General features: G+C 71.8%; 14 protein-coding genes. 8 read left to right on the top strand and 6 right to left on the bottom strand.

Translation table 11 applies throughout. The features are described 5' to 3' along the window. Positions 1 to 3: 3 nt before the first annotated feature. The 3 genes from RUR49_RS14165 to RUR49_RS14155 all read right to left on the bottom strand — a co-directional run bounded on the left by RUR49_RS14165 (position 4) and on the right by RUR49_RS14155 (position 3,850). A complete protein-coding gene (locus RUR49_RS14165; protein ID WP_409147025.1) occupies positions 4 to 1,305 on the bottom strand; it encodes a capsule biosynthesis protein in 1,302 nt (433 codons plus the stop codon). After that, positions 1,302 to 2,633 carry a capsule biosynthesis protein gene (locus tag RUR49_RS14160; protein WP_409147024.1) on the bottom strand — a complete coding sequence of 444 codons (1,332 nt, stop codon included), beginning with the start codon at positions 2,631 to 2,633 and terminating at the stop codon, positions 1,302 to 1,304. The genes RUR49_RS14165 and RUR49_RS14160 overlap by 4 nt, the downstream gene beginning before the upstream one ends. Positions 2,634 to 2,833: 200 nt before the next feature. Next, the gene (locus RUR49_RS14155; RefSeq protein ID WP_409147023.1) at positions 2,834 to 3,850 is read right to left on the bottom strand and encodes a polyprenyl synthetase family protein; all 1,017 of its coding nucleotides are present in this window, start codon (positions 3,848 to 3,850) and stop codon (positions 2,834 to 2,836) included. A 132-nt stretch (positions 3,851 to 3,982) separates the two neighbouring features. Between RUR49_RS14155 and RUR49_RS14150 the strand changes: the two genes are divergently transcribed. Continuing rightward, the gene (locus tag RUR49_RS14150) at positions 3,983 to 4,210 is read left to right on the top strand and encodes a DUF2007 domain-containing protein (protein WP_409147022.1); all 228 of its coding nucleotides are present in this window, start codon (positions 3,983 to 3,985) and stop codon (positions 4,208 to 4,210) included. 23 nt (positions 4,211 to 4,233) lie between these two features. Further along, complete coding sequence (locus tag RUR49_RS14145; protein ID WP_409147021.1) at positions 4,234 to 5,019, top strand: tRNA1(Val) (adenine(37)-N6)-methyltransferase; 786 nt, start codon at positions 4,234 to 4,236, stop codon at positions 5,017 to 5,019. A 57-nt stretch (positions 5,020 to 5,076) separates the two neighbouring features. On the opposite strand, the gene RUR49_RS14140 is transcribed toward RUR49_RS14145, so the two are convergent. The 3 genes from RUR49_RS14140 to efp form a co-directional block, all read right to left on the bottom strand. Further along, positions 5,077 to 6,114, bottom strand: coding sequence for a 4-(cytidine 5'-diphospho)-2-C-methyl-D-erythritol kinase (locus RUR49_RS14140; RefSeq protein ID WP_409147020.1), 1,038 nt, complete (start codon positions 6,112 to 6,114; stop codon positions 5,077 to 5,079). A 1-nt stretch (position 6,115) separates the two neighbouring features. Beyond that, positions 6,116 to 7,960, bottom strand: coding sequence for a tetratricopeptide repeat protein (locus RUR49_RS14135; protein ID WP_409147019.1), 1,845 nt, complete (start codon positions 7,958 to 7,960; stop codon positions 6,116 to 6,118). Between the two features lie 62 nt (positions 7,961 to 8,022). After that, positions 8,023 to 8,589 carry an elongation factor P gene (gene efp / locus RUR49_RS14130; RefSeq protein ID WP_409147018.1) on the bottom strand — a complete coding sequence of 189 codons (567 nt, stop codon included), beginning with the start codon at positions 8,587 to 8,589 and terminating at the stop codon, positions 8,023 to 8,025. Between the two features lie 62 nt (positions 8,590 to 8,651). Between efp and epmA the strand changes: the two genes are divergently transcribed. The 6 genes from epmA to RUR49_RS14100 all read left to right on the top strand — a co-directional run bounded on the left by epmA (position 8,652) and on the right by RUR49_RS14100 (position 14,355). Next, entirely contained in the window at positions 8,652 to 9,725 is a 1,074-nt protein-coding gene (epmA, locus tag RUR49_RS14125; protein WP_409147017.1) for an EF-P lysine aminoacylase EpmA, read from the top strand. A gap of 137 nt (positions 9,726 to 9,862) precedes the next feature. Beyond that, complete coding sequence (locus RUR49_RS14120) at positions 9,863 to 10,954, top strand: Gfo/Idh/MocA family protein (protein ID WP_409147016.1); 1,092 nt, start codon at positions 9,863 to 9,865, stop codon at positions 10,952 to 10,954. 100 nt (positions 10,955 to 11,054) lie between these two features. Further along, positions 11,055 to 11,861, top strand: a complete 807-nt coding sequence (locus tag RUR49_RS14115) for a creatininase family protein (RefSeq protein WP_409147015.1) — start codon at positions 11,055 to 11,057, stop codon at positions 11,859 to 11,861. Further along, positions 11,861 to 12,250: a cupin domain-containing protein gene (locus RUR49_RS14110; protein WP_409147014.1), complete on the top strand. Its 390-nt coding sequence runs from the start codon at positions 11,861 to 11,863 to the stop codon at positions 12,248 to 12,250. Before RUR49_RS14115 ends, RUR49_RS14110 begins: the two co-directional genes overlap by 1 nt. A 5-nt stretch (positions 12,251 to 12,255) precedes the next feature. After that, positions 12,256 to 13,269: an NAD(P)-dependent oxidoreductase gene (locus tag RUR49_RS14105; protein ID WP_409147013.1), complete on the top strand. Its 1,014-nt coding sequence runs from the start codon at positions 12,256 to 12,258 to the stop codon at positions 13,267 to 13,269. Between the two features lie 105 nt (positions 13,270 to 13,374). Beyond that, positions 13,375 to 14,355 (top strand): tripartite tricarboxylate transporter substrate binding protein, encoded by a 981-nt coding sequence (locus tag RUR49_RS14100; RefSeq protein ID WP_409147012.1) that lies wholly within the window; start codon positions 13,375 to 13,377, stop codon positions 14,353 to 14,355. Positions 14,356 to 14,358 lie beyond the last annotated feature (3 nt).

The following is a 14,358-nucleotide window of genomic DNA, read 5'->3' as shown; positions in this document are numbered from 1 at the left end:
GGCCTAAAGCGGGCACCCCTGCGCCCGGGCGCGGGCGAGGCGCGGCGGCGGGTCGACGAAGCCGCCCGGCTGGTTGAGCGTGCGGTCGTGGATGCGCGCCGCGATCGCGTCGGCGGCGGCGACGCAGCCATCCTTCGAATAGATCGTCCCCTTCACCTGCACGGTCGCGGCGAGCGCCCGCACGAAGGCCTCAAGCAATGCGGGGTCCGGCGCCCGTGGCGTGCGCCAGAAGCCGTCGAGGGGTCCGGGGTCGACCAAGCCGGGGATGTCGTAGATCGCCGGCGCCAGCGTCTTCACCGGCATTCCCCACTGCAGCGCCTCGAGGCCGGCGGAGGAATTGACGGTGACGAGGCCCCGGCTCGCCTGGACGAGGGGCGCGAGGCCGCCGCCGTCGGCGAAGAGGACACGGCCGCGCAGGCCGTGCGCGGCCGCCAGGCGGTGGACCGCGGTGCGCCAGCCTTCGAGGCCGTTGTCGAGCGGGTGGTTCTTGACGACCAGCATGGTGCCATGGGGCGCGTGGGCGTGGAACGAGGCGAAGACCTCGGCGAGCGCCGGGCGCAGGCTGCCATAAGGCGAGTGGTCGCGGATCTGGAAGTCGCCCTCGAGCTGCATGGCGAAGACGAAGAACGGCGTGCGGGCCGCCATCAGCTCGGCGAGCAGCAGCTCCGCATCGGTCTTGCGGCGGCGCTCGGTGAGGAGGCGGAGGCCCCAGGCCGGGTAGTCGGCGAAGGGGTGGTGGATAGTGTGGCGCCGGTAGCCCGGGTGCAGGAACCAGAACAGGCTGTTCGACAGATTGTAGACGACGTCCGGCACCGCCTGGGCTGCGAAGGAGCCGCGGTAGCGCAGCGTCAGGTCCGGCGCCGGCACGGCGGCGGCGATGGCGCGGATCGCGTCGGGGTCCTCGGGGAAGTGCGAGCCGGTGGCGGTGGCGTCGCGCTCGATCGTCATGAAGTCCGGCCGCAGGTAGCCGAGCTCGGTCGCCGCGACGACGATGCCGCGCTCGCGGGCCGCATCAGCGGCGGCACGGTGGTAGATTCGGCGGTCGCCGTGCAGCACGAGGTCGGTGACGGCGTGTTTGTCCATCAGCCTGGCGACGAAGGCCGGGAACTTCGCGACCGAGCCGCGGTAGGCGACGGCGCCGCGGCGGCGCCAGTCGAGGCTGTCGCCGAGGCAGAGATTGATGCGGTGGACGGCGTGGCCGCGCGCCTCCAGCCGGTCGCCGATCATCGCGTAGAGCGGCGACAGCGGCCCCTGCAGGAACAGCGTCGAGCGCCGCCTGGCCGCCGCGGTGCCGACGGCGGTCACCGGCGGACTTCTCCCGGCAGCGCCGCTGCCGCGTCGTCGACCTTGGCGTCCATGCCGAGGGCGCGGGCGCGGACGAGGCGCGGCGGCGGGTCGACGAAGGCACCGGGCTCGTTGACGCGGTCGGCGATGAGCCGGTCGGCCGCCTCGGTGATCGCAGCGGCGCGACCTTCGGCGGTGTAGAAGCAGCCCTTCACCTGGGTGGCGGCGGCGAGCAGCCGCACGAAGGCGTCGCGCAGCTCGGCGTCCGGCCGCTCGGCCGTCGTCCAGAAGTCGTCGAGCGCGCCCTGGAAGGTGAGGCCGGGCACGTCGAAGACGGCAACGCCGAGCACGGCCACCGGGCAGTCGAGGCGGAGCGCGTGCAGGCCGACGGTGGAGTTGACGACGACGCAGCCCTCGGCCTTGCCGAGCAGCTTGTAAAGGTCGCCCCCGTCGATGACGTCGACGCGATCGGCGAGGCCGAGCTCGCGGGCGACGATGCGGGCGTGCATCGGCCAGCGCTCGATGCCGGGATCGAGGGGGTGGATCTTGACGACGAGGCGCGTCTCCTGCGGGGCGTGCTCGGCAAACGAGATCATCACCTTGCGGAGGACCTCGCCGAGGTCGTCGAAGGGCGAGTTGTCCTGGATCTGGTAGTCGCTCTGCAGCTGCATCGGCAGCACGAAATAGGGCGTCGTGCCGGCGACGAGGCGCTCCACCGTGGCGCGGGCGCGGCGCTCCTTGAAGGGCTCCAGCGCCAGCTTCGGCACCCACGACAGGTAGTCGTGGATGGGATGGTAGTAGGCGCTCGAGCGGTAGCGCGGGTGGAGGTAGGGCGCGAACACCTGGGCGAGGTTGTAGACGACCTCGTGGAAGGCCTCGGTGCGGAACGGGTAGCGGTAGCGCACCGTGGCGTCGGGCTCGGGCAGGGTCGCGGCGGCGGCGCGGATCGTCTCGGCGTCGTCGGGGAAGTGGGAGTAGACCCCCATGCCGTCGCGCTCGAAGGTGATCCAGTCGGGGCGCAGGTAGCCGAACTCGACCGCGGTGACGCGGGCGCCGAGGGCGCGCGCCACGGCCCCGGCGACGCGGTGATAGGGATAGCGGTCGGCATAGAAGAGGACGTCGGTGACGCCCTCGCGCGCCATCAGGGCGCTGACGTAGCCGCGCCACTCGGCGAACGAGCCGCGATAGTTGAGGGCGCCGGGGCGGCGCCAGTAGAGGCGGTCGCCGGCGGCGAGGTTGACGCGCACGACGCGCTCGCCACGCCGCACGAGCTCGTCGGCGAGCTCGGCGAAGAAGGTCGACGGGGGGCCCTGCAGGAACAGGAAGACGCGGCGGGACGCGCTCGACATCGGGTCCGGGGTTCCTCACCCTTGCCGCGGGCCGGCGCCGGACGGCCTGATCGCCCCGGCGCCGCTCGGCCGTCGGGTCCGAGTCTCGAGGGCGTCGCGAAGGGCGCGGTCGAAGCGTCGGGTGGCGGTTGCGGGACCGCGGTGCATAGCGCGCGCCGCCGGAGCGATCAAGCCGGCGGCGGCACGCGGGTCGTCGCGCCTCAGTGCGTGCGCGACAGCGTGAAGCCGACGACGTCGGTGAGGGCCCGGCGGAACGGCGAGGGGGCGAGCCCGTCGAGGGCTTCGATCGCCGCCGTGCCGAAGCCGCGGGCGCGCTCGAGCGTCGCCGTGATGGCGCCGTGGCGCGCGAGGTGCTCGATGGCGGTCGCGAGGTCGGCGTCCTGGACGTCGCCCTCCTCGATGCAGCGCCGCCAGAACGCCCGCTCGTCCGGCGAGCCGGCGGCGTAGGCGAGGATCACCGGCAGGGTGATCTTGCCCTCGCGCAGGTCGTCGCCGACGCGCTTGCCGAGCTTCTGGCTGGAGCCGCCATAGTCGAGCGCATCGTCGACGAGCTGGAAGGCGAGGCCGAGATTGAGGCCGTAGGCGGAGAACGCGGCGCGCTCGGCCGCGCCGGCGCCGGCGACGACCGGGCCGACCTCGGCGGCAGCGGCGAACAGCACCGCCGTCTTCGCCCGGACGACGGCGAGGTAGGTGGCCTCGTCGGTCTTCAGGTCCTTGGCGGCGTCGAGCTGCATCACCTCGCCCTCGGCGATCACCGCCGCGGCGCTGGAGAGAATGTCGAGAGCGACGAGCGAGCCGACCTCGACCATCATCTTGAAGGCCTGGCCGAGCAGGAAGTCGCCGACGAGCACGCTCGCCTGGTTGCCCCAGACCATGCGTGCCGCCGGCTTGCCGCGGCGAAGGTCGCTCTCGTCGACGACGTCGTCGTGGAGCAGCGTGGCGGTGTGCATGAACTCGACGGAGGCGGCGAGCTTGATGTGGCCCTCGCCCGGATAGTCGAAGTGGGCGGCGCTCGCGAGCGTCAGCATCGGCCGCAGCCGCTTGCCGCCCGACGAGATCAGGTGGTTGGCCACCTCCGGGATCATCTGGACGTCCGAGCCCGTGCGCGACAGGATCATCGCGTTGACGCGCGCCATGTCGGCGGCGGTGAGCCGGACGAGATCGTCGATCCCCGTATCGTCGGCCGCGCGTTCCGCGACCGGCTGGGCCAAAGCCACGCCTGCTCTCCCGATTTGCCTTCGTCGTGCGGGAGGATAGGGAGTAGGGCGGGGCGCGACAAGGGAGGCGCGGCGGCACGCACCGCCGCATCGACACAGTGTTGCCCGGGTGCGGACGGGCCTGGAGGACGGATGGAAGAGATCCTGAGGACGAACGACCCGGCGACGCTCTCCTTCGCCGAGGCGCTGCTCAAGGAGGCGTCGATCGGCTACGCCGTGCTCGACACCAACATGAGCGTGCTGGAGGGCTCGCTCGGCATCCTGCCGCGCCGGGTCGTCGTCCAGCAGGACCGGGCGGCGCAGGCGCGCGCCATCCTGTCCGACGCCGGGCTCGGCGGCGAACTCGCCCCCGTCCGCTAGCCACCCTGCAGCGGGAGGGCGCGGTGGACGACGGCGAGGCACCGGCGACGACGACCGACCTCCTGCTCGGCGGCCGCTTCGCGGTCGTGCAGCCGGCGCGCGGCCATCACCGCGCCGGCACCGACGCGCTGCTGCTCGCCGCCGCGGTGCCGACGGACGCCCGCGGCCTCGTCGTCGATCTCGGCGCCGGCTGCGGCACGGCGGGGCTCGCCGTCGCGGCGCGCTGTCCGGCGGTGACGGTGGCGCTGGTGGAGCGGGAGCCGCTGCTCACCGGCCTCGCCCGCGCCGCGCTCGCCGTGCCGGAGAACGCCGGCTTCGCCGACCGCGTGACCGTGGTCGAAGCCGACATCGGCGCGCCGGAGGCGGAGCGGGTGGCGGCGGGGCTGGCGCGTGGCGGTGCGACGCACGTCATCCTCAACCCGCCCTTTCACGCACCCGAAGCCGTGCGGGCCTCGCCGGCGGCCGGACGGGCCGCGGCTCACGTGCTCGCCGCCGACGGGCTGGAGCGCTGGCTCAGGACGGCGGCGTGGGCGCTGGCACCGGGCGGCGTCGTCGCGGTGATCTTTCCCGCCGACGGGCTCGACCGGCTGCTTTCGGCGCTGGAGGGACGGTTCGGGGCGGTGGCGATCCGGCCGGTGCATCCCCGTGCCGGGACGCCGGCGATCCGCGTCGTCGTGCGGGCCGGGCTCGGCAGCCGCGGGCCGATGCGGCTCTGCGACCGGCTGGTTCTGCATGCCGGCACGGGGTCGGCGTGGACGGCGGAGGCGGACGCGATTTTTCGCGACGCGGCGCCGCTGGCGTTCGCCTGAACTGGACCCGCGGGGTCTCACCAATGGCTTGCGATGCCGCCCGCCTAGGGCGGCGCCTCAGCCGGGCGCGTCGAGCGCGGCGGCGGCCACCCACCACGGCCGGCCGAGGCCGGTGATGCGGGCGCCGATGCGGTCGGCCGACGCTGCGTCGGCGGTCAGCGCGAACACCGTCGCACCTGAGCCGGACAGCCGCGCGAGCAACACCTCGGGGTCGGACGAAAGCGCGGCGAGGACGTCGCCGATTGCCGGCGCGACGGTGCGGGCGGCGGCTTCGAGGTCATTGCGGCCAAGCCTCAGCCAGGCCGCCAGGTCGGCGGCGTCGGTGAAGCGGTCGGGCAGCGGTGGCAGGGGCGGATTGTCCCGGCGCGCGAGGATCGAGAACACCGCCGGCGTCGGTACCGCGACGCCGGGGTTCACCAGCACGATGCCGGCGGCGGGCAGGGCGACGAAGCGGTCGACGACGTCGCCGATGCCGGTGGCGCGCAGCGGCCGGGCGTGCACGCACATGGCGACGTCGGCGCCGAGCGGGCGGCCGAGATCGGCGAGGCGGCCGGGGTCGAGGCCGAGGCTCCACAGCCGGTCGAGGGCGCGCAGCGTCGCGGCGGCATCCGACGAGCCGCCGCCGAGGCCGGCGGCGACGGGCAGGGCCTTGGTGAGCCGGATATGGGCGGCGGCGAGCCGGTTCGCGGTCGGCGGCGCACCGACCGACGCATCCGGTCCGGCGGCCAGGGCGATTGCTGGCGCGTCCGCGGCCGCACCGTAACCGGCGGCGAGACGGGCGGCGGCGCGCAGAACGAGGTTGTCGGGACCGGTCGGGACGGCGGCGGCGAACGGACCATCGACGGTGAGGCCGAAGCCCCCGCCATCACCGGCCGCCGTCACCGTGACGGTGTCGGCGATCGGCGGGAAGGCGACAAGGGTGTCGAGGGTGTGGAAGCCGTCGCCGCGCCGGCCGGTGACGTGGAGGGCGAGGTTGACCTTCGCGCGCGCCGGCTCCGTGCACGACCCGGCGAGACGGGCGCCGTGTGGAGAGATGGTTGGCCCGGCACCCGGCGCGAAGCGACCCGGCCCGCCGTCCCGTGCCGGGTCGTCCACCTCAGTTCGGCGCGGCGGTGGGCGCCGGCTGCTGGCCGCCGGCATCGGCGGCGGTGGCCGGCGTCGGGGGCGGCAGGCCCTTGTCGAGCTTGGCGAGGATCTTCTCGAGATCGGCCGGCTCCGGCTTGCTGTCGCGGGCGTGCGACCACTGGAAGCGGGCCTCGAGGCGGCGGCCGACCATCCAGTAGGCGTCGCCGAGGTGGTCGTTGATGACCGGGTCGTCCGGCATCATCTCGACCGCGCGCTCGAGCTCGGCCACGGCCTCCTCGTAGCGGCCGAGGCGGTAATAGGCCCAGCCGAGGCTGTCGATGATGTAGCCGTCGGTCGGACGCAGATCGACGGCCTTCTGAACCATCTCCAGGGCCTGGTCGAGGTTGCGGCCCATGTCGATCCAGCTGTAGCCGAGATAGTTCAGCACCAGCGGCTGGTCGGGATAGAGCACGAGGGCGCGCTTGAAGTCGGCCTCGGCCTTCTCCCACTGCTTCGAGCGCTCGTAGGAGATGCCGCGCTGGTAGAACAGCGTCCAGTGGCGGCGGTCCGGCGCCTTGACGCTGTCGATACCGAGGCTGTAGGCCGCCGCCGCCTCGGCGAAGAGATCGCGCGAGCGCAAGACGCTGCCGAGCGCCACCACCGCCTCGAGATCGCTCGGATCTTCCTTGACCAGCGCGTCGAGCACGGCGCGCGCCTCGTCAGCGCGCTCGAGGGCATTGAGGTTGAGGCCGAGCTGTGTGCGCGCATCGCGCGACAGCGGCGAGGTCGGCGGGATCTTCTCGAGGATCTCGACCGCCTCGGCGGACTGCTCGAGCCGCTCGTGCAGGCCGGCGAGCGCCATCGCGGCAAGGCCGGAATTGGGCTCGAGCGTTAGCGCGAGCTGCAGGTAGGCGGCGGCGAGCTCCTCGCTGCCTTCCCGCGAAATCGCCGAGCCCAGCGCGAACAGGGCTTCCGCCACGCCCGCCTGCGGGTTCTCGACCAGCGGCGGCGGCGTCCGGCCGGCGGCGATCTCGTCCTTCAGCGTGGTGATGATCGGATGGGTGCCGACGGTGGCGGTGTAGCGGTCGAGGACGCCTGACGCCTCCTTCGCGGCACCGTCGCGGGCGAGCGCCCGGGCATAGGCGTCGACGATGCGCAGCATCGACGGTTCGTTGTCGTAGGCGACGGCGAGCCGGCGGCGCGCCTCGGCGTGATCGCCGAGATAGTCGGCGATGATGCCGCCGTGGAAGGTGGTGAAGGCGGTGTAGAGGTCGGGCCCGCGCAGCGTGTCGAGCCGGTTCAGCGCGGCGGCGCGGTCGCTCTCGGCGGCGTAGGTCCAGGCGCCGACGAGGGCGGCGGTGAGATCGGCGAGCGGACCGCGGGCGTGTTCGCCGACGACCTTGCGGGCGGCGGCGTTGTCGCCGCGCTGCAGGTCGAGCACCGCCTGCGCGAGGCCGGCGAGGCGGTTGGTGTCGGCGCGCGGCGGCAGCCGCTCGGCGAGCGCTGCAGCCTCCTCGATGTCGCCGCTCGCCAGCGCCAGCGTGAAGGCGCGCTCGATCAGCTGCGGATTGTCGGGGTCGTCCGCCAGCGCTTCCTTGTAGAACTCCGCGCCGGCGGCCATGTCGCGGGCGGAGCCCGCCAGCCGGGCGGCGAGATAGTTGCCCGACAGCGAGGTCGATCCCGGCAGCACGATACGGATCGCGGCCGGGTCGGCCTCGGCGGTGGCCGCCGCCGGGGTGAGGGCGGCGAGCACCATCGCCAGCGCCACCCCCGGCGCGCAGGACCGGAGGACGATCCGGCGGGGGGCCGGGGCGGAGCGCGGGCCGAGGGCCCGATCGGTGCGAATGGGCATCATGACGGCAGGATGGCGCGCCATGCGGCCGGTTTCAAGGCTGACGCCGCTGCGGCACGACGGCCGCAGCCGGAGGGACCGACGGATCAGTCCTTGGCACGCTCGACGTAGGAGCCGTCGGCGGTCAGCACGACGATGCGGGTGCCGGTCGAGATGTGCGGCGGCACCGCGGTGCGCACGCCGTTCGACAGCATCGCCGGCTTGTAGGACGACGACGCCGTCTGCCCCTTCATCGTCGGCTCGGTATCGACGATTTCGAGCGTGACGCGCTGGGGAAGCTCGATCGCCACCGGCACGCCTTCGTGCAGGCTGAGCTTCACCGTCATGTTCTCCTGGAGATAGACGTCGAGCTCGCCGATCACGTCGGCTGGCACCACCACCTGGTCGAACGTCTCGCCGTTCATGAAGGTGTGGCCGTCGCCGTCCTTGTAGAGATACTGGAAATCGGCGGCCTCGATGAAGGCGCGCTCGACCTGCTCGGTGGTGCGATAGCGTTCCGACACCTTCACGCCGTCGCTGATGCGGCGCATGTCGAGCTGCGTCACCGGCGTGCCCTTGCCGGGGTGGATGTTTTCGGCCCGCAGCACGGCGTAGAGCCGACCGTCGACCTCAATGACGTTGCCCTGCCGGAGCGAGCTCGCCTGCACCTTCACGAGAGTTTCCCTTCAGTCTAAGAAGCGCGCGGTTTCTATAGTTTTTTCCGCCGTCCGCCGCAATGACGGCGGGGCGACGAGGGATTTCCCAGTTGGAGAACGCTGAGACGCCGTGGTGGCGGCCGGACGTGCTGGCCGACCGCCGGCCGTTCCTGGCGGCGCGCGGGCGCATCGTTGCGGCGATCCGCGGCTTCTTCGCGGAGCGCGACTTCGTCGAGGTCGAGACGCCGATCCTGCAGCGCTCGCCCGGCAACGAGGTGCATCTCGCGGCCTTCGCCACCGAGCGGATCGCGCCGGACGGCAGCCGCGACCGCCTCTACCTGCACACCTCGCCTGAGTTCGCCTGCAAGAAGCTAGTCGCCGGCGGAATGCCGCGGCTGTTCACGCTGGCCCGCGTTTTCCGCAACGGCGAGCGCAGCCGCCTGCACCACCCCGAGTTCACGATGCTGGAGTGGTACCGGGCGAACGAGCCCTACGAGACGCTGATCGAGGACTGTTCGGATCTGATGCGGCTGGCGGCCGCGGCGGCGGGCACGGACGAGCTGCGCTTCGACGGGTCGACCGTGGATCCGGCAGCACCTGTCGAGCGCATCACCGTCGCCGAGGCGTGCCTGCGCCACGGCATCGACGTGCTGGCGACGCTCGCCGATCCCGACCGGCCCGACCGCGCGGCGCTCGCGGCGATGGCGCGGGCGGCGGGCGTGCGCGTCGCCGACGACGACGCCTGGTCGGACGTGTTCACCCGCATCCTCGTGGAAAGGGTCGAGCCGGCGCTCGGCGGCGGCCGTGCCTCGGCGCTGATGGAGTATCCGGCACCGGAGGCCGCGCTCGCCCGCCGCAAGCCGGGCGACCCGCGCGTGGCGGAGCGCTTCGAGCTGTTCGCCTGCGGCGTCGAGCTCGCCAATGCCTTCGGCGAACTCACCGACGCCGCGGAACAGCGCCGCCGCTTCATGGCCGACATGGACGAGAAGCAGCGCCGCTACGGCGAGCGCTACCCGATCGACGAGGACCTTTTGGCGGCGGTGTCGGCGATGCCACCGACCAGCGGCATCGCGCTCGGGCTCGACCGGCTGGTGATGCTGGCGACCGGGGCGCGTCGCATCGACGACGTGCTGTGGGCGCCGGTGGCGTCCTGAAACCAGCTTCCCGCCCGCCTGTCGGACCGCGATCGCCGCGGGCAATTCGGCCTTGCCACAGCGATCTGATGCCGCTATTTGACGACCCCATCAGACCGTAATACAGTACGACGGTCGCTAAGAAATGGAGGTCGCCTGTGTCTTCCGGACCCGTCAAGCTTGGGATCATCGGCCTTGGCCGCTGGGCCCGTGTGCTCACCCGCGCTGCCAAGAAGTCGGACAAGCTCGAGATCGTCGCGGGCTTCAACCGCTCGGCCGAGAAGCGCGAGAGCTATCATCGCGACACCGGCATCGCCGTCTATGACGACCTCAAGGTGATGCTCGCCGATCCGTCGATCGAAGGCGTCATCCTGACGGTGCCGAACGAGCAGCATCTCCCGGTGGCGGCCGAGGTCGCGGCGGCCGGCAAGCACGTCTACACCGAAAAGCCGATCGCCTCGACGCTCGAGGAAGGCCTGCAGATCGCGGCGCTCGAGCGCCAGCACGGCGTGACGGTGACGGTCGGCCACAGCGCCCGTCTTCTCGCCGGCATCCGCCAGATCCGCGCGGCGATCGATTCCGGCGAGCTCGGCACGGTCGGCTTCATCGAGGCGAACTTCTCCAACGAGCGCGCCCTCGAGCTCACCCCGCAGACCTGGCGCTGGTACAACCACCGCGCCCCGGGTGGCCCGCTGTCGCAGCTCGGCATCCACATGTTCGACCTCGTCCACTATCTCGGCGGCGACATCGTCTCGGCCTCCTCGACCTCGTCGAAGCTGTCGCCGGTCGGTGCCGAGGTCGACGACCAGTCGATGACGCTGCTCAAGTTCGCCGACGGCAAGATCGCCTATGTCGGCACCTGCTGGACGTCGCCGGGCATCTTCGCGGTGCGCGTGTTCGGCTCGAAGGGGCTGATGCACTACGAGATCGACTTCGGGGTGTGGGACGATCCGGACCAGATCCACAAGTCGTCGTCGCTCTACATCCAGCGCGGCAAGGACGGCTTCGCCAAGCGCGAAGTGCTGCAGGAGCCCGAGTCCGACATGTTCAAGGCGGAGCTCGAGCTGTTCGCCGAGAGCTGCCGCTCGGGCAAGCCGAGCGAGCTGTCGGCGCACAACGGCAACGTCGCCGTGGCGTGCTGCTATGCGGCGCTGAAGTCGCTTTCGGAAGGCGGCAAGCACGTGCCGCTCGCCGACATCTACCAGGCGTCCAACCAGAAGCTCGCCGCTCAGGGCCAGAAGGTCGCCTGACACGCCAAACGCGGGGCGCTGCGCAAGCCAGCGCCCCGCCGACATTGCGCGCCAAGCACGGGCCGGCAGCGACCGGTCCGGCCCAGAAACGGATGCACCGATGCTGCCGAGCCGCTACTTCTACGACCTGACGCAGCCGGAGATCGCCGAGCACTTCAAGCGGTCCGGTCTCGTCATCATGCCGGCGGGAAGCGTCGAGCAGCATGGTCCGCACCTGCCGACCGGCACCGACTCGATCGCCGCCAACGTCATCGCCCACGCCGTCGCCGAGCGCATGGACGGCATCGTCCTGCCGGGCACGCAGCTCGGCGTGACGCCGATGCACGCCCCCTTCGCCGGCACCATCACGCTGACGCCCGACACCTACATGCGGCTCGTCATCGAGACCTGCTCGTCGACCGCCAAGCATGGCGCCAAGTACCTGCTCATCCTCAACTGGCACGAGGGCAACATCCCCTCGCTCGCCATCGCGGCCGAGACGCTGCATCGCCAGCACGGCATGACGGTGCTGACCGTGCAGGCCTGCTACGTCGCGAACGAGCTGTTCGGCCACCAGTGCGGCGGCCTCACCCACGGCGGCGAGATCGAGGCGCTGGCGGTGATGGCGAACCGGCCGGACCTCGTCCACCTCGACCGGGTGGACTACTCGTCCGACCACTCGCACGGCCACCACATGGACAAGCTCCGGCGCACCCACAGCTACCAGCCGGTGCTGACCGACATCCGCTGCATCGCGCCGACCGGCTGGTACGGCGATCCGAAGAACGCCACCGCCGACCGCGGCGAGGAGCTCGTCGCCACCGTGGCCGACTCGATCACCACCGAGGCGACGGAGATCTTCAAGCAGCTCGATACCGTGCTCGGCGGCGGCACCGCGGAGGTCCGCAGCTTCCGGCAGGCGGTCTGATGGCCGTCGTCGTCCCGCTCGCCGACGCCCGCCTGCTGTCATTGCCGGGGCGGGTGTCGCGCGAGATCGTGGGCGCGAGCACCGGCGCGCGCTCGGTGGCGGTGCGCCACGTCACCATCGAGCCCGAGGGCCCCGGCGGCCCCGGCCGCGGCAAGCACGTCCACGACGGCTTCGAGGAGGTGATGATCATCGTCTCCGGCGAGGGCGTCACCGAGTGCGACAGCGGCCGTCTGCCGGTGAAGCCGGGCGACACCATCCTGATGCCCGCCGGCGAGCGCCACGCCACCCGCAACACCGGCAGCGAGCCGCTGGTGATGCTCTGCTTCTTCCCGGTCGTCGACGTCGCCGCCGGCACGCGCGAATTCCCGCCCGAGAGCCATTCCGGATAAGTCGCATGAATGCTTCCGTCTCCTCGTCGGCCGGCGCTTCCGCCGCTGCCGACGTTCTCGTCCTGCGCCCCGAGGCCGATTTCGCCCGCGTCGGCGCGATGCCGCCCGCCGGCCTCGACGTCGCCTATACCGGACCCGCCGATCCGGAGCTGAAGGCGCGGATCGCGGCGGCGAAGGCACTCGTCATCCCCGCCGTCGGCCCGAAGCTCGCCCCGGACCTGTTCGACGGCGCCAAGCTGTCGCTGGTGCAGGTGACCGGCGCCGGCCTCGACCGCCTCGACAGGGCGGCGATGCAGGGCTTCGGCATCCCGGTCGCCAACGTGCCGGGCGGCAGCAACGCCGCGCTCGCCGAGTACGCGGTGTCGACCGCGCTCGTGCTGCTCAGGCGCCTCTCGTGGGGTCACGCCGAGATCCGCGCTGGTCGCTATGTGGAATCGCGGGCGAAGCAGCTTGCCGAGAACCTCGGCGGTCTCGGCGGGCTGACGGTCGGTGTCGTCGGCTTCGGAGTCATCGGCGCCGCGGTGGCGAAGGCCTTTCACGCGATGGGCAGCCGCATCGTCTTCTACGACCCGGCCCCGGCCGACCCGTCGGCGGCGCAAGCGCTCGGCGCCGAGGCGCTGCCGCTCGACCGGCTGCTCGCGGAATCCGACGTCGTGACGCTGCACGTGCCGCTGTTGCCGGCGACCACCGGCCTGATCGGCGCGCGCGAGCTTTCGTCGATGAAGAAGACGGCGGTGCTGATCCAGGCCGCCCGCGGCGGCATCGTCGACGAGGCGGCGCTTGCAGCGGCACTCGAGGCCGGCGACATTGCTGGCGCAGCGGTCGACGTCTACTCCGTCGAGCCGCCGCCCGCGGACAACCCACTGGTGGCGATCGGCGAGGCCGGCGCCGCCCGCCTGCTCCTGACGCCGCACATCGCCGGCGTCACCCGCCAGTCGGCCGCGACGCTGTTCCGGGCGTCGTGGGAGAACGTCGAGCGCGTGTTGCGCGGCGAGGCGCCGAAGCACCGCGTCTACTGAGGTCCCCGCCCCGGGCAACGGCCCGGTTGGCAGAGTGACGGCCGCGCCGGTTCCATTCAGCCGGCTGGCGAAGGCATGACAAGAAACCGATAGGGAGATTGCAGCATGTTGAGCAGACTGACCTGTGCCGCGGCGCTTGCCGCGGCCGTCGCCTTCGCGCCCGCCGGCGCGATCGCCCAGGAAGGCCCGCAGGGCGACATCGAGATCACCGTCGGCTCCGGCGCCGGCGCCACCCCCGACGTGATGATGCGCCGCGTCGCCAAGGTGCTCAACGAGACCGGCATCGTCACCCAGCCGATCGTCGTCACCAACCGCCCCGGCGGCAGCTGGACGGTGGTGTCGAACTACGTCCTCGGCCAGGAGGGCAACCAGAACCTGATGGTCACGATCAATCCGACCATCATGACGACGCCGATCGTGCAGAACCTGCCGAACACCTACGAGAAGCTCACCCCGGTGGCGATGCTGCTGCGGATGAACCTCGTCGTCGTCGAGCGGGTCGACGGGCCGGACGCCGACCTCGCCGCGCTGGTGAAGCGCGTCAAGGAGGGCGGCGAGCGCTCGGTCGCCTTCGGCGGCGCCAATGTCGGCACGACCGACCACATCGTCGCATCGCTGATCGACAAGGCGGCGGGCATCAAGTTCAACTACGTGCCCTTCGATGGCGGTGGCGGGCCGCTGATGTCGGCCTTCCTCGGCGGCAGCGTCGAGGTGCTGGTGCTGACGCTCGACGAGGCCTTCCCGCTGCTCGAGGGCAAGAAGGCGAAGCCCCTCGCGGTGCTCTCCGACGAGCGCGTCGACATCGGCATCTACAAGGACGTACCGACCGCCAAGGAGCAGGGCATCGACGTCACCTGGGGTGCCTGGTACGGCATCGCCGGCGCGCCGGGCATGAAGCCGGAGATCGTCGCCTGGTGGGACGACAAGTTCGCCAAGATGATCGAGACGGAAGAGTGGAAGAAGGAAATGGCCGCCAACTTCCTCGTCACGGACTATGTTCCGTCGAGCGAGATGGGCCCTGTCCTCGAGCAGCTCTACAACCGCTTCCTGACCGTGCTGCGCGAACTGCAGCTCGCCAAGAAGTAAGGT

The organism is Pseudoxanthobacter sp. M-2, assembly GCF_046156265.1.
Lineage (GTDB): Bacteria > Pseudomonadota > Alphaproteobacteria > Rhizobiales > Segnochrobactraceae > CAMDHY01.
This window is presented reverse-complemented; position numbering and strand designations above follow the sequence as displayed.